At 50.5% G+C, this 25,948-nt stretch carries 19 protein-coding genes; 9 read left to right on the forward strand and 10 right to left on the reverse strand.

Translation table 11 applies throughout. The annotated features are described in order from the left end of the window. The first annotated feature begins 11 nt into the window (after positions 1-11). Positions 12-665: a membrane protein YczE gene (gene yczE / locus BUA24_RS00880; protein WP_072787836.1), complete on the forward strand. Its 654-nt coding sequence runs from the start codon at positions 12-14 to the stop codon at positions 663-665. 180 nt (positions 666-845) lie between these two features. On the opposite strand, the gene BUA24_RS00885 is transcribed toward yczE, so the two are convergent. From BUA24_RS00885 to BUA24_RS00900, 4 genes are all read right to left on the reverse strand, one after another. After that, a complete protein-coding gene (locus BUA24_RS00885; RefSeq protein WP_084660038.1) occupies positions 846-1,706 on the reverse strand; it encodes a DMT family transporter in 861 nt (286 codons plus the stop codon). Positions 1,707-1,945: 239 nt separating this feature from the next. Beyond that, a complete protein-coding gene (locus BUA24_RS00890; RefSeq protein ID WP_072787838.1) occupies positions 1,946-3,445 on the reverse strand; it encodes an APC family permease in 1,500 nt (499 codons plus the stop codon). 276 nt (positions 3,446-3,721) lie between these two features. After that, the gene (locus BUA24_RS00895; protein WP_072787840.1) at positions 3,722-4,411 is read right to left on the reverse strand and encodes an HAD family hydrolase; all 690 of its coding nucleotides are present in this window, start codon (positions 4,409-4,411) and stop codon (positions 3,722-3,724) included. A 48-nt stretch (positions 4,412-4,459) separates the two neighbouring features. After that, positions 4,460-5,392 (reverse strand): choline/ethanolamine kinase family protein, encoded by a 933-nt coding sequence (locus BUA24_RS00900; protein WP_072787842.1) that lies wholly within the window; start codon positions 5,390-5,392, stop codon positions 4,460-4,462. Positions 5,393-5,739: 347 nt separating this feature from the next. Here BUA24_RS00900 and BUA24_RS00905 point away from each other — a divergent pair, with 347 nt between their 5' ends. From BUA24_RS00905 to BUA24_RS12770, 3 genes are all read left to right on the forward strand, one after another. Beyond that, on the forward strand, positions 5,740-8,199 hold the full coding sequence (locus tag BUA24_RS00905; RefSeq protein ID WP_072787844.1) for a GcvT family protein: 2,460 nt from the start codon (positions 5,740-5,742) through the stop codon (positions 8,197-8,199). A 116-nt stretch (positions 8,200-8,315) separates the two neighbouring features. Next, positions 8,316-9,203: a PLP-dependent cysteine synthase family protein gene (locus BUA24_RS00910; RefSeq protein ID WP_072788031.1), complete on the forward strand. Its 888-nt coding sequence runs from the start codon at positions 8,316-8,318 to the stop codon at positions 9,201-9,203. A gap of 28 nt (positions 9,204-9,231) precedes the next feature. After that, on the forward strand, positions 9,232-9,333 hold the full coding sequence (locus BUA24_RS12770) for a ThiF family adenylyltransferase (RefSeq protein WP_218587378.1): 102 nt from the start codon (positions 9,232-9,234) through the stop codon (positions 9,331-9,333). A gap of 1,381 nt (positions 9,334-10,714) precedes the next feature. Here BUA24_RS12770 and BUA24_RS00915 read toward each other — a convergent pair. The 4 genes from BUA24_RS00915 to BUA24_RS00930 form a co-directional block, all read right to left on the reverse strand. Further along, the gene (locus tag BUA24_RS00915; protein ID WP_072787845.1) at positions 10,715-11,485 is read right to left on the reverse strand and encodes a 3-oxoacyl-ACP reductase; all 771 of its coding nucleotides are present in this window, start codon (positions 11,483-11,485) and stop codon (positions 10,715-10,717) included. Positions 11,486-11,494: 9 nt separating this feature from the next. Continuing rightward, positions 11,495-12,844, reverse strand: coding sequence for an aldehyde dehydrogenase family protein (locus BUA24_RS00920; RefSeq protein WP_072787846.1), 1,350 nt, complete (start codon positions 12,842-12,844; stop codon positions 11,495-11,497). Positions 12,845-12,846: 2 nt separating this feature from the next. Further along, positions 12,847-14,226 (reverse strand): glutamine synthetase family protein, encoded by a 1,380-nt coding sequence (locus tag BUA24_RS00925; protein ID WP_072787847.1) that lies wholly within the window; start codon positions 14,224-14,226, stop codon positions 12,847-12,849. A 294-nt stretch (positions 14,227-14,520) separates the two neighbouring features. After that, positions 14,521-15,765: an acyl-CoA dehydrogenase family protein gene (locus BUA24_RS00930; RefSeq protein ID WP_084660040.1), complete on the reverse strand. Its 1,245-nt coding sequence runs from the start codon at positions 15,763-15,765 to the stop codon at positions 14,521-14,523. Positions 15,766-15,878: 113 nt separating this feature from the next. Between BUA24_RS00930 and BUA24_RS00935 the strand changes: the two genes are divergently transcribed. Both BUA24_RS00935 and BUA24_RS00940 read left to right on the forward strand, forming a co-directional pair. Then, positions 15,879-17,564: a class I adenylate-forming enzyme family protein gene (locus BUA24_RS00935; RefSeq protein ID WP_084660041.1), complete on the forward strand. Its 1,686-nt coding sequence runs from the start codon at positions 15,879-15,881 to the stop codon at positions 17,562-17,564. A 132-nt stretch (positions 17,565-17,696) separates the two neighbouring features. Then, entirely contained in the window at positions 17,697-20,060 is a 2,364-nt protein-coding gene (locus BUA24_RS00940) for a xanthine dehydrogenase family protein molybdopterin-binding subunit (RefSeq protein WP_072787851.1), read from the forward strand. A gap of 99 nt (positions 20,061-20,159) precedes the next feature. On the opposite strand, the gene mscL is transcribed toward BUA24_RS00940, so the two are convergent. Continuing rightward, positions 20,160-20,579 carry a large conductance mechanosensitive channel protein MscL gene (mscL, locus tag BUA24_RS00945; RefSeq protein ID WP_419187290.1) on the reverse strand — a complete coding sequence of 140 codons (420 nt, stop codon included), beginning with the start codon at positions 20,577-20,579 and terminating at the stop codon, positions 20,160-20,162. 328 nt (positions 20,580-20,907) lie between these two features. On the opposite strand from mscL, the gene BUA24_RS00950 reads away from it, so the two are divergent. After that, positions 20,908-21,798 (forward strand): DMT family transporter, encoded by an 891-nt coding sequence (locus BUA24_RS00950; protein ID WP_072787855.1) that lies wholly within the window; start codon positions 20,908-20,910, stop codon positions 21,796-21,798. 157 nt (positions 21,799-21,955) lie between these two features. Here the strand turns inward: BUA24_RS00950 and BUA24_RS13265 are convergent, their stop codons facing one another. Further along, positions 21,956-22,081: an IS3 family transposase gene (locus tag BUA24_RS13265; protein ID WP_143146312.1), complete on the reverse strand. Its 126-nt coding sequence runs from the start codon at positions 22,079-22,081 to the stop codon at positions 21,956-21,958. A gap of 1,384 nt (positions 22,082-23,465) precedes the next feature. Here BUA24_RS13265 and BUA24_RS00965 point away from each other — a divergent pair. Further along, on the forward strand, positions 23,466-24,587 hold the full coding sequence (locus BUA24_RS00965) for an aminotransferase class V-fold PLP-dependent enzyme (protein WP_084660042.1): 1,122 nt from the start codon (positions 23,466-23,468) through the stop codon (positions 24,585-24,587). A 52-nt stretch (positions 24,588-24,639) separates the two neighbouring features. Continuing rightward, positions 24,640-25,794: a MalY/PatB family protein gene (locus tag BUA24_RS00970; RefSeq protein WP_072787859.1), complete on the forward strand. Its 1,155-nt coding sequence runs from the start codon at positions 24,640-24,642 to the stop codon at positions 25,792-25,794. Positions 25,795-25,948 lie beyond the last annotated feature (154 nt).

Below are 25,948 nucleotides of genomic sequence, written 5' to 3' on the forward strand. Positions count from 1 at the left end.
AGGAAGTCGCCGTGAACCTCAAATCCTTAGTCTTAGCGATAGTTGCGCCCTTACCAGCAAAAGACGACATGCGTCTTTTACGAATCTCTACCTTGGTATTTGGTCTAGCCCTCTATGGCTTTGGATACTCGCTCATCGTTCTTGCCCGTCTTGGGCTCGACCCCTGGAATGTACTACAGGTCGGCATCGCAAAACAGGTCAGGATCCCGTTGGGATTGTCTGTAGTCCTAGTAGGTTTTGTCGTTCTGTTACTCTGGATTCCTTGCAGACAGCGTATTGGTATTGGAACGCTTCTAAACGTGGTGATAATCGGATCGGTATTACAGATTTCGCTTGGAGTTGTACCAAAGCCTGGTGCGCTTTTGTATCAGGCATGTTACCTAATAAGCGGTGTTGTTGTAGTCGCAGTCGCCACATCGCTATACATCTCCACAAACCTAGGACCGGGACCCAGGGACGGCCTAATGACCGCAATAGCAGCTAGAGGACACTCTATCAGGGTGGTTAGGAGCCTAATAGAACTCACAGTTTTAGTGCTCGGATGGATACTTGGAGGAAGTGTCGACGTAGGTACGTTGATTTTTGCCCTCAGCATCGGACCTTTGATCCACCTTTTCCTGCCTCTATCGAGATCTCTTTTGTATAAAGAACCGGAGCACTCATAACATAGGCCCTACAGCACGCAGGCACCCAAGGACCCAAATCCGCCCACCTACCCATTGTCCGAGAGAGAAGCCTACTTTGTCGCATGAACCAAAACATCAATCACTGATTGACCGACTCCGCACTAGAAACATGCTGGTCTTCGTAGAGGATGAGTCTGTCTATGAGAGTGATTCGATGTTTTACCCCAAGACGATGAGTGCAATGCCTACCGCCACTCCCAGCCCCGCTAAAAGACGACGTAGAAGAGACCCTTCTTTTAAGATGTACGCTCCGTAAAGAGATGCAAAGACCACACTACTCTCTCGAAGAGCGGACACCTCCGCCAGAGCCACACGACTCTGCGCCCAGACCACAATCGCATATGCAACTACAGATATTGAACCTGCTGTCAACCCTAAAGCAACATCTCGTCCTTTAGGAACTCTTCTTATAGGGGAACGAAGTCGGACAGCCGACAACACGACAGCTACCAAGGTTCCTTCAACTCCCATTAGCACTGCCACGTAGGTTAAGGGATCTGCGATCGACCGCGAGGCAACTCCGTCTATCAAGGAGTATCCAGCAATAGCACCACCAGTTAGCACTGCGTAACCGGCTCCGTTCCCCCTTGGCGCAAAGTAGCCATCCCTCTCAAAAGCAAGGGAGGAAAGAGCTACGACCACCAAAATAATGCCGCTTGCGGCCAACAGCGACAGTCGCTCCCCGAGTATGAGGTAAGCAAAAAGTGCGACCAAGGGTGGAGCAAGACCACGCGCTATTGGGTACGTCCTGCTCAAATCTCCCTGTCGGTAAGAGGATAGGAGAAAGAGGTTATATGCGAGATGAATTACAGAAGACATCAGCAATAAGACCCATGGAAAGTTACTGGGGATCTTGAAGAACAACAACAAGACTGCAGCAGAAGGGATAACTGCAATATTCACAAGCCAAAATGCAGTAACCTGATCGGGGATAATCTTGGCCAAAAGGTTCCATGTTGCGTGCAAGACAGCAGCTAACAACACGAGATACAGTATCCATGGTGAACCCTGCGCTAGCACCTCATAACTTCATCTCAAAAGCGCTTATCGAAAGCCATCTCAAAACAACATAGCGCGTAATCGCCATTCAGGTTTAGCACCCAAGTAACCATACGAAAGATCGCCCGCCGCTACAAGGACTTACGTAGCGGATCCTAAAGCGGTCGCTACGTAGTCCATCATTTATCCACTTTGAAGGATCATCGTTGTAAAGAACGATGAAGCCTATCCACCTAAATAGGGATTAGACATCTAGTGCTTTAGCTCGCCCTGTGTTCTTCCAAAACTCCGCTCTTGTGTCTCTGCACGGTATTGAAGTAAACAAGTCCCGCTACGAGCACAACGCCTACAAAGATAACGCCGCCCCAAGCGTCGTTACCAGGACCGTAGATCACGGACCTTGGCCATAACAGATTTACGGTCATCACCACACCGTAGATGGCAGCGAATCCGTTTACAATAACCCCCCAGCCCCGCATATAAAACAGTCCGCCTTCTCCTTGATCCGCCGGCCATCCCTTCAGCCTCTTGGAGAGCAGGGGTATTGTGACGAGGAAGTACGCTATGTAGACCAGCACAACGGCGACGCTCGTGACGATGGTGAACAACTGTGGCTTTCCAATGTTTACCAGCAATATAAGCGCCGCTAACAATCCACTTACGATTGAAGGCACAACCGGGCTTTGTGCTCTAGCGGACACGTGCGCTAGCTTCGATCCAAAGGGTAGGTTGTTGTCCCTAGCCATCGTAAAGGTCATGCGGATCGTCCCAGTCTGAATCGCTAAGGCACATACAGAGATAGCAACAGCAACATCGATGAGCAGAAGCTTTCCGAGTCCCGAACCTAAGGCCCCTTCAATTATTAGAGGCAAACCACCAGCTCCAAGCTTTGCAGGATTTAAAGTCGGGGAAGCCAACAAGGCAAAGATCAAAATAAGCAATCCACCTACTCCACCGGCTAGGAGAGATGTTATTATCGCCCTTGGAGCTCTGCGGCGAGGATCTTTGGTCTCTTCCGCCAAAGATCCAGCCGTATCGAATCCATACATCACGTACGCTGGCATTATGATCGCCAAAATAAGTCCAGCTCCATAGCCAAAGCTTGAGTACCCAGGTAGGCCAGGCCCGGTTCCCTCGGTCTTTAGGAAGATCGAAGGGCTATTGTGCACATGAAGGGCCAATAGGATCACAAAGAGAGTAACTCCAATTAGCTCCGCCGCTACTCCGATGTTGTTTACAACTGACATCACCTTAACCCCAGCTGCGTTCAAAATGGTTGTGATGGTCAAGATTACTACCCCAAGGAAGACAGCGTTTTGAGAGGTGTTCTTAAAGACCTCAAATCCGGACCACACAGGAGGTAGAACTATCTGTAGTGCAATAGCTACCGCTGCTAAGGTCACTACCGACCCTATCAGCATCGTCCACCCCGTCACCCACGCAACAGCCGATTTGCTAAGCTGCTTGGACCATTGATAAACCGATCCAGCTATTGGAAACCTCGCACTTAGTTCAGCAAAACAATACGCAACTGCCATCTGGCCCAAGAATACAAATATCCACATAAATACGATCGGGGGTCCGCCGAAACCGTACCCGAAACCGAACAGCTCGAACATTCCTGTAAGGACCGAGATGTAGCTATACCCTGCAGCAAACGCGGAGAAGGTTCCAAGAGACCTATGCAACTTCTGTTGGTATCCGAACTTCGCTAGATCTTGGGCATCGAGATGATGTTGAGATAACTCTGTATTTTCCATTCCCCACCTAACTCTAAGACTGACATCTTGCACGCACCATCGCTTTGACCCCTCAAACTTGGAACCTCGTGGTGAAGTTTTGAAACTGTGGATAGCGTTGGATATGCAAGACCTTACTCATACACTTATATGTTTTATTACGATGTTGAAGGAATTATACGATGCATTAACACTTCGGTCAACCAATTTCAGAAAGTTTTCACACCATAAACCAAATACAGTACGTAATAGAGAATAGTTTTCCAGCTAGATCTGCACGCACGCCCACGTCATGACTTAGACCTTATCTCGTCGTATCACTAGCTCATCAAAGAGCCAAGAGCAGTTTTGCAGTGAGATACGGGCAACGCTTAGTTCCACGAAAGCAGGAAGTTGCTTACTTGAAAGCGTCCCGAGAACTGCTATCGGTCTCATGCCAGCGGCCCACGCCGCAGTTAGTCCCGGCATCGAGTCCTCGAAAACCACGACATTACACGGTTGTACTGAGGCGTCAAGGCATCGGAGTCCTTTCATGTAGCCCTCGGGATCCGGCTTACCACAGGTCACATCGTCGCCAGCAATCACGAAGCTCATGGACTCCAAGAGACCGACAGCATCTAAAGCCACATCTACCTCTTCATGTACAACTCCAGTCACCACGCCAACAGGCACATACTCCCCTACCTGTTTCACAAAACGCACTACCTCTTCGTATATGCAAGGAGACTCTCTCACCGCCGCCTGGTAAAGCTCTACCTTTTCCTTCACTACCATCTCTTTAACAGAGTCATCATTGGACCCAAGCAGATGAAGGAGACTGGACACGATCTCATAATCGCTGAGTCCCGCAAGCCGATCGAAGTAGAACTCCTCTTTCAGGTCAAAGCCAAATCGTCTTGCGAAAATCTCCTGAAAGAGTCGATAAAGAAGCCCTTCGTCGTCAGAGAGTGTTCCATTGAAGTCAAAGATAACTGCGTCTACAGCCACTACATCCCCTTACTAAACAATCTGCGATGTGCGTTCGAACACTTATATCTACTCATAAAGATCCTGTAGAAGTGCTTGGAAAGAGGGATCCTTTAGCTCTTCCTCCGCCCTCAGATACTTCTCCATACCCCACTGCCAAAAGTCAAAGTCGATCTCCGCAACAGCATCTTGGATGGAGGCCCAAAGTGTCCAACCGTACTTCGACATAACACCCCAAGCTCTAGCTCGCGCCACCTTGGCTCTGCTTGCTCTGGGGCCCCAATACAGCCTTACCAGCTCGTCCAACGCATCTGCATCCAGGTTTGACTCACTCCAGATGTTGCCCAGCTCAAAACTAGGCTCATTATTCCCGGAGTACTCGTAGTCGATAATCCATATTCGCTCGCCATCGTCGATGAAGTTCTCTGCCAAGAGGTCGTTGTTACAGGGAACCAGGTTCTCTTCTTTCGACTTCATCACCTTCTCAAGCAGACTCACCTGATCGGCGTGGCTCAGGTAACTTGTTGGAAGACGAAAACCGCGCTGTTGCACGATCTTTAGGTACTGACGTTGCACCTCGAACATATCGAATCGACCGACAAATGTCGGACCGCTGTGCAACAATTTACATGAGTCGACCACTTTGGCTAGAACCTCATAGTTATGAAGATCAGATGGGCACAGAGTTTTCCCATCTTGGTACCTCACTACTAGCCCCATGGGCTCAAGGGACCTCCCAAGAACCTCCACACCTGCGCCTGATTGATAGGCTGCCTTTGAGTTTTGATACTCGCGCTCTCTGTCTATTGAAAGCAGCGATCCCTCCTCGGTAAAGACCCGGACTACAAAATCCCCAATGTCTGTGCTAACTCTGTAGTTCATATTGGTAAGGCCGCCTGATAGAGGGGTACAGGAGGTCACAACTACACCACCGGGGAAAACATTTTGAAGAATAGAACTTACCTTCGCTGGGACAGTAGCATCTAAGTCAATCTCGCTCATCAGATCCCCCAATCCTTTGCCTGTTGGCACGATCGAAGCTAAAGTACTAGTAAGGATAGTACCTAAGACGCCGGCGAATCAGCGATCACCAACCATTTATGCACAATTGCCACAGAAATCCAACCAAATGTCTTTGCAATTGACGGGAGTCAGGGTTTTCTCTATCTTGGCGAGTGTGAACCAGGCACCCCAACACCTCTAGCATTCACCTCGAATTCCCAAGCCAAGTGGGTACTGTATATCTTTTCACAGGGAGTTAGATCTCTTTGAGACATAGCTACGCAAATGCGTTATAGTAGACCAAAGAACCGATATTTACCAACCTAACAACACAAAGGAGAGCCCGAGTGCCTGACTCTGATATTCCAACCGCCGCAAGAGTTGTAATAGTCGGCGGCGGCGTAGGAGGAACGTCTATCGCATATCACCTAACGGAGATGGGCTGTAACGACGTTGTGTTATTGGAGCGTGACGAGCTAACCAACGGCTCAACCTTTCATTCCGCAGGCCTAGTGGGTCAACTACGGTCATCGGTAACACTTACGGCGATGATGATGTACTCTGCGGAGCTGTACCGAACGTTGGCAAAAGATCCGGATCTGCATCCAGGCTGGGTGCAAAGTGGAGGTATCCGTCTAGCTAGCACACCCGCCCGCCTCGAGGAGCTGCAGCGACAGGTCGGATGGGCGAAGACATTTGGACTTCCTCTCGAAGAGATCACGGTAAGGGACGTACAGGAGATGTTTCCACTTGTAAATCCTGAGGGTATCCTCGGAGCCACTTACCTCGCTACCGACGGATACCTGGATCCCTCCCAGCTAACCTACGCATTTGCAAAAGTCGCCAGAGGAAGGGGAGTGGAAATACTAACAAGAACACGAGTACTTTCGATCGGCGTCGACGAGAACAAGGTGTCGTCCGTCGTAACCGACAGGGGAACGATCAAAGCTGAGATCGTGGTCGACGCAGGTGGAATGTATGCGGCTGAGATAGCTCGAATGGCAGGCGTCAGAGTACCGATCGTTCCGATGTCGCACCAGTATCTGGTTACAACTGGCTTTAGGGAAGACGCCAACAGCAAGCGACTTCCCACATTGAGGGATCCGGATCTCTTAGTATATTTTCGAGAGGATGGGGAGGGTCTCGTCATGGGAGGTTACGAGCGACACTCAAAGCCATTTTCTCTCAATAGTTCCTTAGTCGACGAGATACCCAAAGACTTCAATGGCCAACTGCTGGTCGAAGACTGGGAACGATTCGAAGAGATAACCAAGAACTCGATCATCAGAGTTCCAAAGATGGCCGATGTAGAGATTCGCAAGCTCATCAACGGACCAGAGGCGTTCACCCCAGACAACGAGTTCTGCTTGGGTGAAACAGAGGTTGAGGGCTTCTTCGTAGCTGCCGGTTTCTGTGCTCACGGAATAGCCGGAGCCGGCGGAATCGGCAAGGTTATGGCGGAGTGGATCCTCGATGGCGAACCCTCTATGGATCTTTGGGAGATGGATGTGCGCAGATTTGGACGCCAGTACAGATCACCAAGCTACACACTAAAGCGCGTCACGGAGAACTATGAGACGTACTACGACATCCGCTACCCCAACGAAGAACGTAAAGCGGGTCGTCCTCTTAGGCGATCACCCATGTACGATTGGCACAAAGACCATGGCGCTGTCTTTGGCGAAAAGTCAGGTTGGGAACGTGTCAACTACTACGCAAGCAATGAGGACAGTTTCTATGAACATATGAGACCAAGAGGATGGGCAGGAGAAAACTGGTCCTCTGCAATAGCCAAAGAACACCTAGCAACCAGAGAGAGGCTCTGTCTTTTCGATGAGTCATCCTTCTCCAAGTTTGAGATCTTTGGGCCTGGCGTTACCGAGTTCTTGGACATGATGTGTGACAACAAAGTGACGGGGCGTGTTGGAAGAATCACCTACACACAGATGCTGAACCGCAGAGGTGGAATCGAGAGCGACTTCACGGTAACTGCTCTTGAAAAAGACAGATACATGATCGTAACCGGGACAGCCTTTGGTTCCCATGACGCTGGATGGATTCGCAAGCATATGCCTAAGGACGGTTCGGTCTTCCTAGAAGACGTTACCTCTAAGTACGCCTGTATCGCTCTTTGGGGTCCGAAGTCCCGGGATGTTCTCAAACGCCTCACTCCCACAGACCTTAGCAACGAATCCTTCCCGTACATGTCTTTCCAGGAGATCACGGTAGGAGACACTCCAACGAGAGCCCTTAGAGTCACCTACGTCGGCGAGCTTGGTTACGAACTCTACTGTCCGACAGAGTACGCCCTTACGCTTTGGGAGACACTTATAGAGGCTGGCAAAGACCATCAAGTTGCCGTCGGCGGGTATCGTGCCATCGACTCTTTGCGTCTTGAAAAAGGCTATCGAGCTTGGGCGGCCGATATCGACGCAGACTCAAATCCATACGAGGCGGGCTTGGACTTTTGCGTCAAGTTGGGAGACAGGGACACCTTTATGGGTTACGATGCGCTCATGCGAGCAAAAGAGAAGGGCCTCGAGAAGAAACTGTGCTGCTTAGTTCTCGAGGATCTCAACTCGGTTGTACTTGGGAACGAGCCAGTCCGAAGTGCGGGTAACATCACAGGAAGAGTGACCTCCGGAGGCATCGGCTACAGCGTGGGTCACTCGATTGCCTACGCATACCTGCCCGTTTCTCTTGCAAAAGATGGAACAGAGGTAGAGGTCTTTATATTCGGTGAGTGGATTCCGGGAAAGGTGTCTAACGAGCCACTACTCGATCCAGGAAACTCAAGGGTTCGATGAACTCTGTAACCTAAGTGCACGGATAAGCAAAGGAGAGACGGATGACCACCACATACACAGCTACTAACTCCTTAGGGACCAAAGAAGGCAAAGGTAGCTCCGCATCAAGCGGGCGAATAGGCACAATCTTAGACGCTGTAGGTAACACGCCTTTGGTCAACATAGAAGGAGTATGGGTAAAGTTGGAGTACCTAAACCCCTCAGGCTCCATCAAGGCTCGCATTGCAAAGTACATGGTAGAGCGAGCTGAAGCAGAGGGATTGTTAAAGCCGGGATATACAATAGTCGAAGCCAGCAGCGGGAACACGGGTAACGCTCTATCGATGGTAGCCGCAGTGAAGGGCTACAAGATGATCGTAGTCATGCCGAATAACATGAGTCCAGAAAGACTTGCAATGTCAAGGGCCTTCAACGCCGAGGTGGTCACCGTGGGAGACTTCCATGTCAACGATGCCCTTACCTTAGCTAAGGAACTTGGATCTCGCCCTGGCCACTTCTCTCCTTCTCAGTTCGAGTCAGAGTGGAACATAGAAGAAAACGAGGTCATATTCGGTCCAGAGATCGTGAGAGACCTGCCAGAAGGAGTGGTTCCCGACTGCGTCGTTGGCGGAATCGGCACCGGAGGGACGATAGTAGGAGTTGGGCGATACTTCAAGAGCATAAATCCAAACTGCAAAGTAGTAGCTTTAGAGCCGAATGAGTCCTGCACCATACTATGTGGGGAGATCGGTAAACACCTCATGGAGGGGATATCAGACGGATTTGTACCAGAGATACTAAAGCGCAACATAGATGTTGTGTCGGAGGTGGTAACCGTCAATAGCGAGGACGCCATAGTCGAGATGAAGCGCCTGGCACGAGACTACGGCATATTTGTAGGTCCAACCTCAGGAGCTCATCTTCTTGCTGCAAAGCAGCTAATGGACAAAGAGCCAGACCTAAAGACGGTCATCACTTTCTTTTGTGATGAGGGCGAGAAGTACATAAATCAGTATTACATGTAAATGACCTAAAAGCATAAAGGATACGCCCATGTCCAACGAACACGACAGCTCAATTACGACCATAGATGCCGGAGCGATTGGGTGTGCGAGCGTCCTTTATCTTGCTCGAGCCGGATTTAGAGACATTTAGATACTTGAGCGCTTTCAAGCAGCAACCTTCACCACGGCTCAGGCTACTGGACATATAGGTCAGATTCGCTCTGCAAAGGTGCGGACGCTTTTAGCGTTGGGGCCAGTAAGGACGTTCTCACAGCTGAAGAAGGAGACAGGGTCAGATCCCGATCGAAGACTAACAGGGATTACTCGCATATCTTTGACATACTCTAGGGACCTAGAGTTCATGCATATGCCTGAGATAGCCCATTTGTTGGGGCCTAAGGTAGAGTGTCTTGGCCGGAGGCCGTCGAGCGACATGATGCCTCAGCTAAAGATGGACAAGTATCTTTTACATAGTGGCGTCCGACCGACGGTTATCTACAGCCGAACAGCCTGTTAAACTCATATTTTGCAGAAGCAAACGCTTTCGGAGTCACTTTAGCCTCTTACAGCTATGTCACTTGCATTCACCTGAAAGACGAAGCCGTAGTTGGAGTTGAGACTCTATCATCTTCGGTAGCGACAGAAACCGTAATCAACTGTGCAGCGCCTGGCCAGAGGATTCACATCTCTTGTGGGAGCCGATCTTCCCGTCGTCCCAATACAGCACCAGTAGTTCATTACCACACCCCTACCCAAGTGGCACTCTAATCTTTTGGTGCTCCGCATACCTGATCTCCGTCTTTACGTTAGGTCTGAGATGAACTCGATACTCTGCGGCGGATGGAAGGTAGAGTCTGAAGTGGTATCCGCCTTCGATCAAGAGGCAATTAGATAAAGATTCAGAGGTCGCTCATGACGTACCGCGCGATTTTCATAGAAACCTTTGCAGCGTTGTGGAAGGCATCGAGCATATGGCATAAGATCGGTCTTCAATGGATATCCTGCATTTACACCGGATGATCGCCTTCTGATGGGACCGCTTGAGAGAGTACGAGGATTTGTCGTAGCTCGGGTCAACGCTCACGAAGTATCTAGTTCTGCTGGCATCGCAAGTCATCTTCTAGAATCACTGTCATCACTCCCCTCTCCATATGTAAGATCGCTCTGATCAAATAGATTCGAGGGTCAATCCGTCTCCTCCCATGAAAATCTAAAAAGAAACACCTCGCGCCACTATGAAACCTACTCACCAACACCATCTATGAGGTACAGAGCAATAGTCCCTAGTTGTCAAGACAGATGCACTCATGTGTCCTAGCTCCTAGGCAAACCCGAATACTTAGCTCTCATGAGCGCTAAAGGACTATCTGCTCACTTAGAGCTTAGATCACCAGCTAGAGACAGTAACGGTCTTGAAGTAAATAAATCCTTTCAACAAGACCCATTAAGATGGATAAAACTTTCCATTTAGGCACATACGTTTTTTTATTCGCTGTTATTTGCTGGATAAGATAGGCGCCGGACTGCGGTCCTTAGATGGGAGTCACGTAGGCTCCAGTTAGACCTCCGTCGATAAGGAAGTTTGCAGCGGTTACAAACGACGCGTCGTCAGAAGCTAAGAACGCCACAGCTGCAGCGATCTCCTCGGGTTCTCCAAAGCGGCCCATGGGAACATGAACCAACCGTCTCGCCGCCCTTTCGGGATCCTTTGCAAAAAGCTCCATCAGAAGAGGTGTGGCGATAGGACCGGGACTGATAGCGTTTACTCGCACGCCAGAGCGCGCAAACTGGACGCCGAGCTCCCTAGTCATGGCCAGAACACCACCCTTAGAGGCGGTATAGGAGATCTGGGAGGTTGCCGCACCAACGGAGGCAACAAAGGACGCCGTATTTACGATACTTCCTTTACCGCGCTCAAGCATAGGTGGAAGCACTGCCTTACAACATAGATAAACCGAGGTGAGGTTGATCTCTTGAACCTTCCGCCAGGCATCTAGGTCTGTCACCAAGATAGAGTCGTCTTCCGGTGGAGAGATGCCTGCGTTGTTGAACGCCACATCGATCTTGCCAAACAAAGCCAGGGTCTTAGCTACCATCGCGTCTACCGAGTCCTTGTCTGATACGTCAACATGGATGAAGGTCGCCCCCAACTCATCGGCCACCTTTGGTCCGTTAATCTCATCCATGTCGGCTAGGACTACCTCAGCGCCCTCTTCTTTGAATCTGGCTACGGTTGCCTTTCCAATTCCACTAGCGCCGCCGGTTACTACTGCCACGCGCTCATCAAAACGTGAGATTGCCATCTCAACCTTTCATATCTCGGTACTAATAAAGACGTTTTTGATCTCGCAGAACGCATCGGTTGCGTTAGGGCCAAGCTCCCTCCCGAGACCGGATCTCTTGTATCCCCCAAAGGGTGTCCAATACCTCACGGAGGAGTGTGAGTTCACAGACAGATTCCCCGACTCAACTGCCTGCGAGACCCTTAACCCTCTACCTAGGTTGGAGGTCCATATGGAACCCGATAGTCCGTACTCCGAATCATTTGCAAGGGCTATCGCCTCTTCTTCGCTCCTAAAGGTCTGCACCGCAACTACCGGCCCAAATATCTCTTCCTTTAGAACCTTGGGATCATCGGTCCTTAGTACAGTTGGTGGGTACCAGTACCCTTTACCTGTAGGACAACTACCTCTAAAGAGGACATCAGACTCCTTAACATAGGAGTCAACTCTCTCTCTATGGGACAAGGATATAAGCGGCCCCATCTCCGAGGTGTCAAGGAACGGATCTTCAACCTTTACAGCCTTTACGGCCTTTTCAAAGATATCCATGAACTCATCGAAGACGCTGTCTTGAACCAGTAGCCGTGAACGAGCACAGCAGTCTTGCCCTGCGTTATCAAAGACTGAATACGGAGCGGAGGAAGCGGCTTTTTCAAGGTCGCAATCCTCAAAGACTATGTTTGCGCTCTTTCCACCAAGTTCAAGGGTCACAGGTTTGATCTGAGGAGCTGCGAGCGTTTGGATACGTACGCCTACCTCCGTAGATCCAGTAAAGACGACCTTCTTTACCAGGGGATGTGTAACTATGGTCTCCCCTACTACACGCCCCGAACCGGTAAGAACTTGAAAGACGTGCTCTGGAACTCCTGCCTCATAAGCCAACTCAGCTATCTTCATCGCAGTGAGTGGGGTGATCTCTGCAGGCTTTAATACGACGGAACAGCCGGCGGCCAGGGCTGGAGCAAAACCCCATCCAGCTATCGGCATAGGGAAGTTCCATGGCACGATCACACCAACGACGCCCACGGGCTCTTTGAAAGTCATATCAACCCCACCTGGAACGGGGATCTGAAGGCCTGTAAGCCGTTCCACCGCTCCGGCGTAGTAGTGGAGGACATCCTTGACGTTGTTCGCCTCCCACCGGGCGTTCCCAATCGTGTGTCCAGAGTTTCTCACCTCGAGCAACGCTAGTTCCTCAATGTTTTGCTCCACCTTACCTGCAAAGCGGCGGAGCAACTCGGCCCTCTTGCCTGGAGGCAACGCTCGCCAATAAAGAAAGCCTTCGTGCGCTTTCTCAATCGCTTGTGATGTAGCCAACTCATCCAGAGCCTCAACCTCAGCTATGACCTCTTCGGTAACGGGGCTTACAACTTCAAACATAGTTACATCCTCTCAAAGCTTCTATAAAGCTCCCAGTCAGTTACAGCCCGGCTGTAAGCAGTGATCTCTGTTCTCGCCATATTTGCATAGTGTTCCTTTACCTCGCCTCCAAAGGCTTCGGCTACGAAGGTAGAACCTTGCCAGAGCCTTAGTGCCTCATCCATAGTTGCAGGGACCCGCCTAATATCAGCGACGTACGCGTTACCAGCGAAAGGATCTTCGAGTTTCATCTCTTTATCCAGGCCATCCATACCGGCCGCCAACATAGCCGCTATAGCCAGGTAAGGGTTTGCATCACCACCTGGTACACGATTCTCCACTCTCAGAGACGCTCCGTGTCCTATAACCCTCATAGAACAGGTTCTATTATCTCTTCCCCAGGCGATCGCAGTCGGCGCAAACGACCCTTCGACAAATCTCTTGTAAGAGTTGATGTTTGGCGCAAAGAACAGAGTCAGCTCTTCTAGGTGGCTTAGAAGTCCTGCCAGAAACTGCCTTCCAAAAAGGCTGAGTTCTGAAGGGTTGTCCGCATCTGCCATGATCATTTTTTGATCCGTTGTCCTGATAGAGAGATGGGTGTGACAAGAGGATCCTTCTCGTTGGTTAACTTTGGCCATAAAAGTCAGGGCCTTACCAAAGCTCGCAGCGATCTCCTTCGCCCCCAGTTTGTATAGCACATGGTTGTCACAGGTAGCGAGAGCCTCTGCGTATCGAAATGCGATCTCATGTTGACCGAGGTTGCACTCTCCTTTTACGGACTCCACATACAGACCAGCTTTCGTCATGGCAAGCCTTATCTCACGCAGCAGTGGGCCGACCCTGTTGACTCCCATGATAGAGTAGTCAACGTTGTAAAGATTTGCCGGTTCAAGGTTCCTGTAACCCTTTTTCCAAGCCTCTTCGTACGTGTCATTGAAGACGATGAACTCCAGTTCGGTACCGCACATCGCAACGAGTCCACGATCTCTAAGCCGCTGAAGTTGACGTTTCAGAATCTGACGTGGGGAAACTACCACATCCTCACCGTCAAGCCACACAACATCTGCGAGAACGAAGGCAGTCTTGGGTTGCCATGGAAGGTATCGCAGAGTCTTTAGATCAGGCTTCATGACGAAGTCTCCATAACCGGTTTCCCAAGAGCTCATTGAGTATCCGGGAACGGTATTCATATCGACATCTACAGCTAGGAGGTAGTTGCAGCCCTCGGTTCCATGCTCTACTATCTCCTCAAGAAAGAACTCAGCCTGGATCTCCTTACCCGTAAGCCTCCCCTGCATATCTACGATAGCCACAGTGACGGTGTCGATAATACCCGCTTTTATATCGCTGCGGAGTTTTTCTATCGATACGACTCCGTCTCTTTGTGCAGGGCCGTCGTTCACGATTCCTCCCCGTGTCCTCGATCTTCTACGTATAGAACCTTCCTCGGAAGTGTATCACACATTACCGGGACCTGATCAACCATTTAGAGTAAATTATCCAACCAATAAATAGACAACAATGATCACTGAGTTCAGCCATATATGTTGCAGTTGCACTCAACAATACGTATTGGACGTACGAACCCGACCCACGTCTTGGTCTCCGACGCAAGGCCAAATAAAATTCGCCTTAGGTGAATCCTGACAAAGGATTGGCCCCAGAGTCACCGCCAGAGAACTTAGTTGACGGGACCATCAAAGTCTTGATCCATCTCCATGAAAGAAAGGAGCTTCGCTTACGTGCCGTGCAAGCTCTCTTCGAGCAATAGTCATCTTATGAACCTCATCGGGTCCGTCAGCTAAGCGTAGGGTTCTTTGGTGTGCCCACATCGTGGCCAGCGGAAAGTCATCTGAAACCCCACCCCCACCGTGAACCTGAATGGCACGATCGATTACTTTTAGTGCCACGTTTGGAGCGACAACCTTGATCTCAGATATCTCGATACGTGCACCTTTATTTCCAACCTTGTCCATTAGGTAGGCGGCGTTAAGGGTCAGTAGACGTGCCTGGTCTATCTCTATTCGTGACTCCGCTATCCAATTCTGCACAACACCTTGCTCACTTAGGTGCTTCTTGAAAGCCGTCCTACTTTGGGCCCGCTTACACATAAGATCTAAAGCTCTCTCCGCAGCACCTATAGAACGCATACAGTGGTGTATTCTGCCTGGCCCTAATCGAGACTGAGCGATCTCAAAACCACTCCCTTCCTCACCAAGAAGGTTTTCTCTTGGAACACGTACGTCCTCAAAGAGGATCTCACAGTGACCCTCTCTATCGTTATATCCAAAGACCGGAAGTGATCTTAGGACCCGAACACCAGGTGTATCCATCGGAACCAGAATCATCGACTGCTGTCTATATGTCGACTCAGACGGATCGGTCTTACCCATTACAATCGCAAGCTTGCACCTTGACGAGGCCGCCCCAGAGATCCACCACTTGTGACCATTAATCACATACTCGTCACCGTCTCGTCGAATTGAGCACTCGATGTTAGTGGCGTCCGAAGAGGCCACAGCTGGCTCAGTCATCGCAAAACAAGACCTAATCTCTCCCTCCAGCAAAGGTGCGAGCCACCGTTCTTTTTGTCTCTCAGTCCCGTACGCCGCAAGAATCTCCATATTGCCAGTGTCAGGAGCCGAACAGTTCATCGCTTCTGGGGCCAGAAAACTCATTCCCGAAAGTTCAGCTAAGGGAGCGTAGTCCAAGTTGGATAGTCCATCGGTCCACTTGGTTTTGTGCGGAAGAAACAGGTTCCAAAGACCGAGAGAACGAGCCTCAGTCTTGAGATCCTCAATGATCTGGGGATGTCCGTGAGGATCGCCGGATCTATCCATCTGGTCCTTGTACACGGACTCCGCCGGGAAGACCGATGACTCTAAAAACCGCACTAACTTCTCCCGATATCTTTGTGCCGTATCGCTAAAGTCAAACTCCACTCCGATCCTCCCTGTTTACTTACACAACCCTTGAAATTAGCAGAGTTGAATAAAACTGGACAGTCAGATAGGCAAGAATCGTATGTAAGGCGCTGATAGATGAAGGAGCAAAATTGTCTAGCTACAGTGAGGTGGTCGAGCAGCTAACAGCACCAGGACAGCGGTTCGAACTTACAACCGCAACGGTAAGAGGAAGGGTCATGACGGTCTTCAAAAATACGCCCACGAGCCTCAACCAACTGTTGGAGATGGCTCGAGGGTACGCTGGCGCACCATTCTTAGAGTACAAGTACCGTAGTCTGAGTTTCGAAGACGTCTTTAGGCTTTCAGACACCCTCGCAACATCCCTGGCGAAGAACTTCGACGTCAGGCCTGGTGACAGAGTGGCAATCGCTATGAGGAATCTTCCGGAGTGGGTGATCTGCTTCAAAGCAATCGTATCGCTGGGCTGCGTCGTTGTTCCCCTGAATGCTTGGTGGACAGCGGAGGAACTGACCTATGGACTAAAGGACTCGGGAGCCAAGGTGGTAATCTGCGACACAGAACGAGCAAGAAGGGTAATCGGTGGCTTACAACCTCTAAGTGAGCTGCAGGTGATAGCGGTTCCAGACGACGGGTCTATCCCCGAAGGAGCCATTGACTTTTCCGATGTTACAGAGGGACCAATCGACCTTCAAAGCACAGAGGTCGGCATTGACGACGATGTAACTATTTTGTATACCTCAGGCACAACCGGAAAACCAAAGGGCGCCGTCTCGACTAACAGATCCACAGTATCAGCCCTACTCGGGTTCGCTCTTCGCAACAGCGTCAACGAAGCGTTATATCCATCTAAGGATCAACCGTCAACTCCTAAGAGTGTCCTGATAGGGGTTCCGATGTTTCACATAACTGGCTGTATCGTAATGCTCACCTCATTTATAACCGGCGCCCGCTTATCGCTTATGCATCACTGGGATCCTGCAGACGCTCTAGAGATGATCGAGAGGAACAAGATAACCAACTTTGTTGGCGTCCCTACGATGTCCTGGGATATCCTCGAAGCGGCAAAGTACAGCACATATGACATCTCGAGCCTCGAAAGTATCGGTGGCGGAGGATCCCCCGTACCACCAAAGCTGGTGGACCGCCTATCCGGAGAGCTGCGTACAGCAACTCCTGGATTCGGCTACGGCCTCACTGAGACAAATGCATTCGGCCCGGGAATTGCAGGAGAAGAGCTCAGGCATAAACCTTCTTCGGCTGGGAGATCCCTGCCCATCATGGAGGTAAAGATCGTATCGCCCCAAGGAGAGACACTGCCACCAGGCACCTCGGGAGAGATCTGTTTCTACGGAGCCCCAGTAGTAAGAGGATATTGGAACAAAGAGGCCGAGACTGAAAGTTCCTTCCCTCAGGGATGGCTTCGCACCGGAGACGTGGGATACCTGGACGAAGATGGATACCTCTACCTCGAAGACCGAATCAAGGACGTAATCATAAGAGGTGGAGAAAACGTCTACAGCATAGAGGTAGAGGGCGCTATCTACGAGCATAGGGCCGTCAATGAAGTAGCCGTCTTTGGCGTGCCTGACGAGCGACTCGGCGAACGAGTAGCGGCCTGGATCTCAGTTAAAAATGGAGAAACGCTCAGCGAGGAGGAGATAAGTGAGTTCCTAAAGACTCGTCTCGCCTACTTCAAAGTTCCCGAGTTCTATCTATTTTCGAAGGAGCCACTCATCCGGGGAGCCACGGGCAAGATTCAAAAACGAGAGTTGAAGGCAAGGTTTATCGAACAAAAGGGGTTAGAGACGTCTTGACAAAGTGCAAGATTTCCAAAACAGCATTAAGGTGGGCGAGATACCTTTACGCCTTGGCTGCAGAACCTCGCCTAGGTGATCGACGAGATGCTTCGTGAACATAGTATCCATCACTGCTAATAGGCTGAAGTAATGACCACTTCGATCATAGGCACCCGAGTACAAAGAGTTGAAGACCCAGAGCTTTTGGTTGGAGGAGCACGTTACGTCGACAACATAGACGCAACCGACCCCTTGCACCTATTGTTTTTCCGCTCTACTCTTGCTAGAGCCAACATCGCATCGATCGACATAGAAAATGCCCTACAACACGACGGAGTTGTTGCAATCTACACAGCGTCCGATCTGGACCTACCTGCGCACCACTCCTTTTTCCCTCTCAACGAAGAGATAAGGCGCCCACCACTGGCTAAGACACAAGTGAACTTCGTCGGCGAACCTATCGTAGCGGTAGTTGCCACCACAAAAGAAGCTGCCTTAGATGCCATGGAGTCGATAGAGGTAAGTTACGAGGCGTTGGAGCCTGTGATAGGTTTAGAGAGGGCGGTGTCAGAGGCGGCTCCACAGCTGGATCATCGAGCACCAAGAAACGTGGCTAGAGGCTACCGTGACGAGGGCTTTGAACACGCCCTGGATGGGGCCGATGTAGTTGTGCGAGCCAGAATCGTAAATCAACGGGTCGCCGTGTGTTCAATGGAAGGCAACGCAATACTCGTAGATCCACTCATCAACGACCCTGATCTACTAGTAAATATCTGGGTTTCGACACAGATGCCTCATCAATTTGCGTCCATAGCAGCCTCAATACTTGGATTGAAAGATAGTCAGCTCCGTGTGGTGGCTCCCCATGTAGGTGGTGGCTTCGGAGGAAAGGCTGGGGTGACGGCCGAACACATCGTCGCCATTGCATGTGCGATGAGACTGAGGCGACCCGTGAAGTGGGTTGAGAGCCGTTCCGAGAATATGGTAGCGATGCCACACGGTCGGGATCAGTTGCAGTACGTTGAGATGGGTCTCACCCGAAATGGCAAAATTACAGGGTTGAGATGTCGGATGCTCGGAGACGCTGGAGCCTACGGTGGTTTTGGCGGTGGTTTGGTTCTAGGAAGCACCAGGACCATGAGTCAAGGCGTCTATGATATTCCAAAGGTCGCCTATAGCGCCGCAGCGGTGATCACAAACACTACGCCAGTAGGAGCATTCCGAGGTGCAGGCCGCCCCGAGGCGGCTGCTTTTTTGGAACGGCTTATCGACATCGCCGCTCAAGAACTCGGTATCGATCCCATAGCGATACGAAAGAACAACTTCATCGAGCCGGGCTCGTTCCCATTTGCAACGAAAACTGGGGTCGTCTATGACACTGGGGACTATGAGCGGGCGTTCGATACACTACTTAGCCACGCTGGATATGAAGAGCTCCGCAAAGAACAGCAGCGTCGCATAGACCAAGGTAGCTCCAAACTCCTTGGTATTGGAGTCTCTACCTATGTCGAAATCACCGCTGCTGGCTCAGGAGAGTTCGCCGACGTCGAGATTAAGAAAGATGGGCGGGCGCAAATAAAGGTCGGAACCTCATCTCACGGTCAGGGACATGCAACCGCCTTCGCCATGTTGGTATCACAAGAGTTGGGGGTGGCGATCAGCGACATCGACTTTGTGCAATCCGACACTGCATTGGTCCCACGAGGAAACGGAACCGGCGGCTCCAGATCCCTGCAGCTCGGCGGCTCCGCAGTCGCAAAGGCAGCCTCAGAAGTAAAGACGTTGGCTTTCCAGGTTCTCTCAAGACGACTTGAGGTCGCCGAAGAGGATCTAACGGTTGTAGCCAGTGGCGTTGAGGTCAAGGGGGTCCCATCCTCAAGGTTGAACTGGCGTGAGATCTATAGGCTAGCCGACGAGGAGGGCGTGGACCTAAAGTCCGAGTTCGACTTCACCTCGGCCGGTCCAACCTTCCCCTTTGGGGCCCATCTCTCCGTCGTTGAAGTAGACCTAGAGACCGGACGCGTAACTCCCCTGAAACACTTTTGCGTAGACGACTGTGGCACGGTCATAAACCCTCTACTGGTCGAGGGTCAGCAGCACGGGGGAGCTGCACAAGGCATAGCCCAGGCTCTTTACGAGCATTTCCAATATCAAAGTGACGGAACACCCCTAACCACCAACTTCTCCGACTACGCAATTCCTGCAGCTAGCGAACTCCCAAACATTGCTACGTACCGAACCGAAACTCCCTCACCAAACAATCCACTAGGGGCAAAAGGTATTGGAGAGTCAGCAACCGTTGGAGCTACGCCTGCAGTCCAAAACGCAGTCGTCAACGCACTGAGCCATCTGGGTATCAGGCACATAGAGATGCCATGCACTCCAGAGAGAGTATGGCGCGCCATAAACGACGCCAACCATCCACCTCTATGGGTAGACCCTCCTAATATATTTTCAGATCTTCCCATTCGGACGTCGCAAGAAGCAGAGGACACCGAGGAAGTAGATATCTAAATTGAATTAGCCAAGCCAAAGCATAGAGTCCACCATCTAGAGGTCGATAAGGAAACCGGAATAGGAGCCTGAAGTTTTGCGGGAAGTGGGCATTTCAATCTAGCTTGAGGATGTTTCAGAGAGCACAGAGGTGCAAAATGAACAACGGCGCGCTGCCAGAGGTATCACCGAAAGACACTCTGGACAGGTCTTGGTGGAAGGAGTTTCCGTGGTCTTTGCCGCTCTTCGGGCCTGCAGCCTGAGAATCGGAGCAACGACGATGAAGTAGATAGCAGCCGCCGTGATGATGAACGTAATTACGGCGTTGACAAAGTTTCCATAGAAAAACTTGGAGTGGCCGACGCTAAAGGAAAGGGCGCCAAAGTTGGCACTATTGCCAAATATCCCGATGATCGGAGTTATGAAGTCCACCACTAATGCTTTGACTAGCGCAGCAAAGGCAGTGCCTATGACAACCGCAACCGCAAGATCTATAAGATTTCCCTGCATTATAAACTTCTTAAATCCGCTCACAACCATCTCTTTCGCCTATTAGTTCCAAACCATCTTCACCTATTTTCACCTATGATACTAAAACTTCTTAGCTGCAAGCCCCAAAAGTAGACGAGACCTCCAAAGCTTTAGAGATGCAAATACTCAACAAGAAACAGACAGCAGAACACAAACAAAACTCGCAAGTTGATCCACGGACCTTGTAGAGGGTCGTATGGGTTACAACATAACACACCTTGCGACGGTAGCATATGCAGGAAGATAAACGGAAGCTCTACTTCAAGAGAGATGGCATTGCCATTTTAGGTGCAGAGAGACGGCTCAATGAGATTAGCAGCGAAAGAGTTAAAACGGATTGAAGCTAGCACCAAAGAACATACCGGGAGCAGCCCTCGCATTCTCAGTAGTCATGTGGGGACTTACGCCGGTCGGCACAAAGTACGCACTGCAGTACGTAAGCTTAAGCACTCTCCTATTTGCACGCTTTACAGTAACCTTCGTTGCGAGCGCAATCGCACTTCTCTTTCTCCAAGGTCGCACTGGGACGCTGTCGCTTTGGGACTACGCGAAGATCTCCCTGCTATCCCTGATTGGCGTAACAGGCTATCAGTTCTTCATAACCTCAGCGCTCGATCGGTTAGCAGCTAATGTCGGCGGAGTTGTGTTGGGTCTCGAGCCGGTTCTCATCCAAACGCTTACCTACATAGTCGCCAAAGATCGCCAGAGGCTCAGATTGCGGCTGGTCCCTCTCGCACTTGGACTCGCCGGCGTGGCTTTCATATCACTAACGCCTTCTCACTCTGGCTCAGTAAACGCTCTTGGAGTCCTCCTAGCCTTTATCGCCGCGCTTTCCTGGTCTATATTTGTTGCGGCTAGCCACCATACCATAGAGAAGGTGGGGTATGAGAGGTTTTCGCTACTCAGCACCGCAGTGGGATCTCTGGCCATAGCCAGCGTTGTCGGCCTCACAGAGCCCCATCTAAATGTTCTGATTGAACTGCACACTTTACAGGCAGCAGCCACCATCTTGGCTCTCGCTCTCCTTGCAACAGTTGCCGCAATGATGATGTGGAACTACGCTGCTAACAAGGTATCTATTCAGATACAGGGCGTTACCTTATACGCAATACCTCTCATCTCCGCTCTCGGAGGAGCAACATTGTTAGGTGAGCGCATCTCGACCCATCTGATCCTGGGAGGGGCAGCAGTAATGCTATCCATCTATCTCACTTTGAGGTCATCTTAGGATTAGTCCATAAAGCGATGAGAGCTAAGATGGACTTGCTCACCAAATGAGACACTGAACCCCGCTTACCCATGCGGCCTGTATCATAGCCCCTTGTTCGAACTGCATCGGCGATACATAGTCGATGCTCCAATGAAGCCTCTTACAGCTGTACCACTTAGATCCCCTCAAAGATTGCGGTTCTTGCCTCCTCTCGTGTGTTAAATTCGCTTCGGTAGACGAGCTCCTTTTTGAGTGACGCCCACAAAGACTTACGCCATAGCGTTGTCAAAACTATCCCCAACCGCTTTCATCGATTGGGTAATGTCAGCAAGTCTCAACATTTCTTGCGAAGTCGTCACTTATGTACTAGGAGCCATGGACGCTGAGTGGAAGATGGTATCGGGCAAAAGTGCTCTGCCTCTGACGGCTTATCTCTGGTTAAGGGCATCGACGAACACTGAAGTGTCCATCGCATCGCTCATCTGGTAACCAACAATCCTCCTCGAACAGGCATCCATGATCAAAACCAGATAGAGCCACCCCTCCAAGGTTTCAGATGTAGGTCAGGTCGCTGAGCTTGGAGCATGTCGAGTACATCAACGCTGAAGTTCCGCATAAGAAAGATCATCGCTCTTTCTTACATGACGATCAGGCCTCGTCTCCGATGGTATTTAGGCGATCCACAAGCCCCCTCAATACCAAGCTCAGCCATCAGGCGGTCCACGGTAGCAACCAAAACGTCGATTCCACGGACTTAGAGCTCATGTGTGAGCCTTGGTGCCCCATAGATGCCCCTGTGTTAGCTCCGGGAGGCCTCTAGAACGCGCTCTTTGAGCGTTTCACAGGCCCTACAGACGGCCTCATGGACTTGGCACCCTTTGTTGTCCATGGGGTAGTAAATAGAGTGTAAGACCTGACACACTCTATCGAGCACTGAGACTAGAAATTCGGCCTTCTGGATATCAATGAACTGGTAGATCAACTCTCGCCGGTCTCCTTTACCCAATCGGTGCGAAAATCGTTGTAAGATTTCACATCCCATTCTGAGCTGCTCGTTTCACCTTGGGAAAGCCGACGGATTTCCGCATCCTGATCTGGGGTGCCCCCCGCTTCTTTGTGCTCCTTAGAGGCTTTGTCGAGCCTTCTTCGATAGGGTTGCCTACAAGATGCCAAGATCCTCAGCTACCTGCCTCAGGGACAGGTTTTAGCTCTCTAGGAGTCTGAGTGCGTCTCTTTTTGGAATTCGTCGTCAAAAGCGTCGATGGGTCTTTTCTTTTTTAGTTTTCTGTTCTTGGCGTTTCACCCATACCTATATTCTCCTCGTTCTAAGGGTGAACCGTGTCGTATATCGTCAGTGGTTTCAAAGGTGTAGCAAATAAGTTCCTGGTGAGGAAAGCGCCCTATCCAAAGACACCCTTTGCGCAAGGGCGACCTTGAGCTTTCCGCATGGTCTCTGTTACAAAATCTAGCTTTGCGAGATAAAGTTTAAGTTGGAGTTGTTGTATCAGATTGACCGGTCGTTGCACCACGTTGTAACCTCATAACCCATGCAGGAAGATACTCGTCCAATAGATCCATCTAAGCAGGGACGAGTGCCTTCTTGAAACCATAAGCGCTTCTAGCGTGACAGATGTCTTCGGAATATACAACACGGGAATCCGTTGCCTTCAAATACGCTGTGTAGCATGACACCGAATACATCAAGACGGACAACAAGCCAAACCTCCGGCTCCGTCGATCCAAGTACTAAGTTAGCTTCGCTCGAGACACGTCTCTCTGACGCTTTCACACCTAATGGTCATTTTTTAGATACGGCGACCATCGGCCTCCCTCCAAAGATAGCGATAGAGAAGATGGACGAGGTCCTAAAGGGGTGGCAGGAAGGAACCCTGTATACCCCAGACTTCGACGTTTCGGTTAGGAACTCCCTGACACACTTCTCCGAACTCGTCGGTGTAGAAGCAGTCAACTGCGCAATCGTCCCACAAGTATCGATCACAACCGCCATGGTTGCTGGATCTTTGCCTGAAGGTTCAACCGTTCTCCTCGCCGAAGAAGACTTTACGTCTGTTTTATTTCCGTTTTTTGTTCAGGGTGATTTAGGTCGACTAAAGCTAAGAGTCGTTCCACTTGAAAGACTCTATGAATCGATGACACAGGAGGTAGACCTAGTAGCGGTAAGTGCCGTTCAAAGTGCGGACGGTCGAGTGGTCGACTTGGAGATACTTTCTAGTCTTTGCGAAGAACACAGTATCAAAAGCTACCTCGACCTTACACAAGCTGCGGGGTGGAAACAAATTCCCGGATATCGCTTCGATGTACTAGCCGCTAGCGCATACAAGTGGTTATGTTCACCGAGAGGCACAGGATTTATGGCGGTTAGTCCGTCAGCCCAGGGTTGGCTAAAGCCGTTCAACGCGGGATGGTATGCAGGCACAGATCCTTGGACGTCTATATATGGGTCACCCCTAAGGCTTAGCGAACAGGCATGGAGATACAACGTCTCTCCCGATTGGTTTGGCTACTACGCCGCTGCGCCTACCTTAGCACTACTCTCGGAGATCGGAACCGAAGCCATAGAGGCGCACAACGTTCATCTAGCAAATCTCCTTAGATCCGAACTTGGTATAGCATCATCCAACTCAGCTATTGTTAGTCTAAAGACAGACACACCTCTGGAAGAGTTCATGGCTGCAAATATCCAGACCTCTGTAAGAGCTGGAAAGACCCGTATCACCTTCCATCTCTACAACGATGCATCAGACGTCGAGGTAGCGGCTAAGGTTCTTGCAAGGGGCGTAAGGTAAGAGAACCCAGACATCAAAAGCCGACTAGGACACCTACAAAGAAAGATCAAGGATGTTGAACGAGAACCCCGACCAAATCAGAGAGCGACGAGGCCTTTCAGTAAAGTGGAACAGCTACGAAAAAGACGTCATTCCTCTTTGGGTCGCCGACATGGATCTCCCAACCCCTCCGGAGGTCACTCAGACTCTCCTCGATACAATCTCAAGATCCGATCTTGGGTATCCCTCCAAGCAGCTCTACGATCGCTACCTAACATCACTGAACCACTGGAGCGAAGACCACTTTGGCTACTCATACAAAGCTGATGAGTTAGAACCAGTAGGAGACGTGGTGCAGGCGATTTACTGGGCTACCAAACAGTTACCAGGTGACTCAGTCATATTCCTAACCCCCGCATATCCACCATTCTTCAGAGCGGTAAAAGAGTCTGGCAAAGAAGCTGTGACCTCACAGATGCCGCTTCTGGCGGGATCGTACCAGATAGACATGGAAGACCTCAGAGAAAAGGTTAGGAAGCACCCAAACTCGATACTGCTGCTATGTAATCCGCACAACCCAACCGGAAGGGTCTTTACACGTGCAGAGCTTGAGTCTCTCGCCGAAATGGCGCTTGAAAATGACCTATGGGTGATATCCGACGAGATACACCGGGATATCTTATTTGAAGATCACGTTCATATCCCCTTTTCATCGATCTCCCCTGAGGTCGAAGCCCGCACTGTATCCCTAATCTCCGGATCCAAGACCTTCAACATTGCAGGGTTACACGCTGCTGCGGTGCATATTCCTGCTGGAACTCCAAGTGAAACGATGCGTCTTATTCCCAAGGGTCTACTCTCAGGCCCATCATCGCTGGGCATGCTCGCCAGTGCGGTAGCCTTTGAGACCTCAGGAACTTGGCTGAACGATACACTAAATTACATATCTCACAATCGAGAGGCTCTCTCAGACTTTAGCACCGCCAGCAAGGTGAATGCCGCCATACCTGAAGGTACCTATATGTCATGGATCGATCTTGCCCCACATCTTCCTGCGGATGACGACAACGCGTACGAGTACCTGCTAAGAGAGGCCAAGTTGGCTCTAAGTCCAGGACTGGATTTCCTTCCAGTAGGAGGAGAGACACACGTACGTATAAACCTCGCTACCTCTCATCAGACGATCGAGGAGTCGCTCAGGCGGCTAAAGAGTGCAATTGGTTTATAACCTGCAGGTTTTTGCGAAGTTAGGCACTGTCGGATTTGAATAGGCCATATGGCCTTCCAGGAGGTGATATGGATGGATCAAGACTTACCTTGACTAGCGGAGATACGTTTCCTTGCTCTGCACATCTATATATGGACTGGGTCAAACATCTTGC

Source organism: Ferrithrix thermotolerans DSM 19514, from assembly GCF_900128965.1.
Lineage (GTDB): Bacteria > Actinomycetota > Acidimicrobiia > Acidimicrobiales > Acidimicrobiaceae > Ferrithrix > Ferrithrix thermotolerans.

What these genes read in the sequence shown, in the direction of transcription:
- BUA24_RS00915 (WP_072787845.1), bottom strand. Translation starts at nt 11,485, where the DNA reads ATGGCAATCTCACGTTTTGATGAGCGCGTGGCAGTAGTAACCGGCGGC.
- mscL (WP_419187290.1), bottom strand. Translation starts at nt 20,579, where the DNA reads ATGGTTGTGAGCGGATTTAAGAAGTTTATAATGCAGGGAAATCTTATA.
- BUA24_RS00970 (WP_072787859.1), top strand. Translation starts at nt 24,640, where the DNA reads ATGTTGAACGAGAACCCCGACCAAATCAGAGAGCGACGAGGCCTTTCA.
- BUA24_RS00940 (WP_072787851.1), top strand. Translation starts at nt 17,697, where the DNA reads ATGACCACTTCGATCATAGGCACCCGAGTACAAAGAGTTGAAGACCCA.
- BUA24_RS12770 (WP_218587378.1), top strand. Translation starts at nt 9,232, where the DNA reads ATGTCCAACGAACACGACAGCTCAATTACGACCATAGATGCCGGAGCG.
- BUA24_RS00965 (WP_084660042.1), top strand. Translation starts at nt 23,466, where the DNA reads ATGACACCGAATACATCAAGACGGACAACAAGCCAAACCTCCGGCTCC.
- BUA24_RS00890 (WP_072787838.1), bottom strand. Translation starts at nt 3,445, where the DNA reads ATGGAAAATACAGAGTTATCTCAACATCATCTCGATGCCCAAGATCTA.
- BUA24_RS00920 (WP_072787846.1), bottom strand. Translation starts at nt 12,844, where the DNA reads ATGTTTGAAGTTGTAAGCCCCGTTACCGAAGAGGTCATAGCTGAGGTT.
- BUA24_RS00900 (WP_072787842.1), bottom strand. Translation starts at nt 5,392, where the DNA reads ATGAGCGAGATTGACTTAGATGCTACTGTCCCAGCGAAGGTAAGTTCT.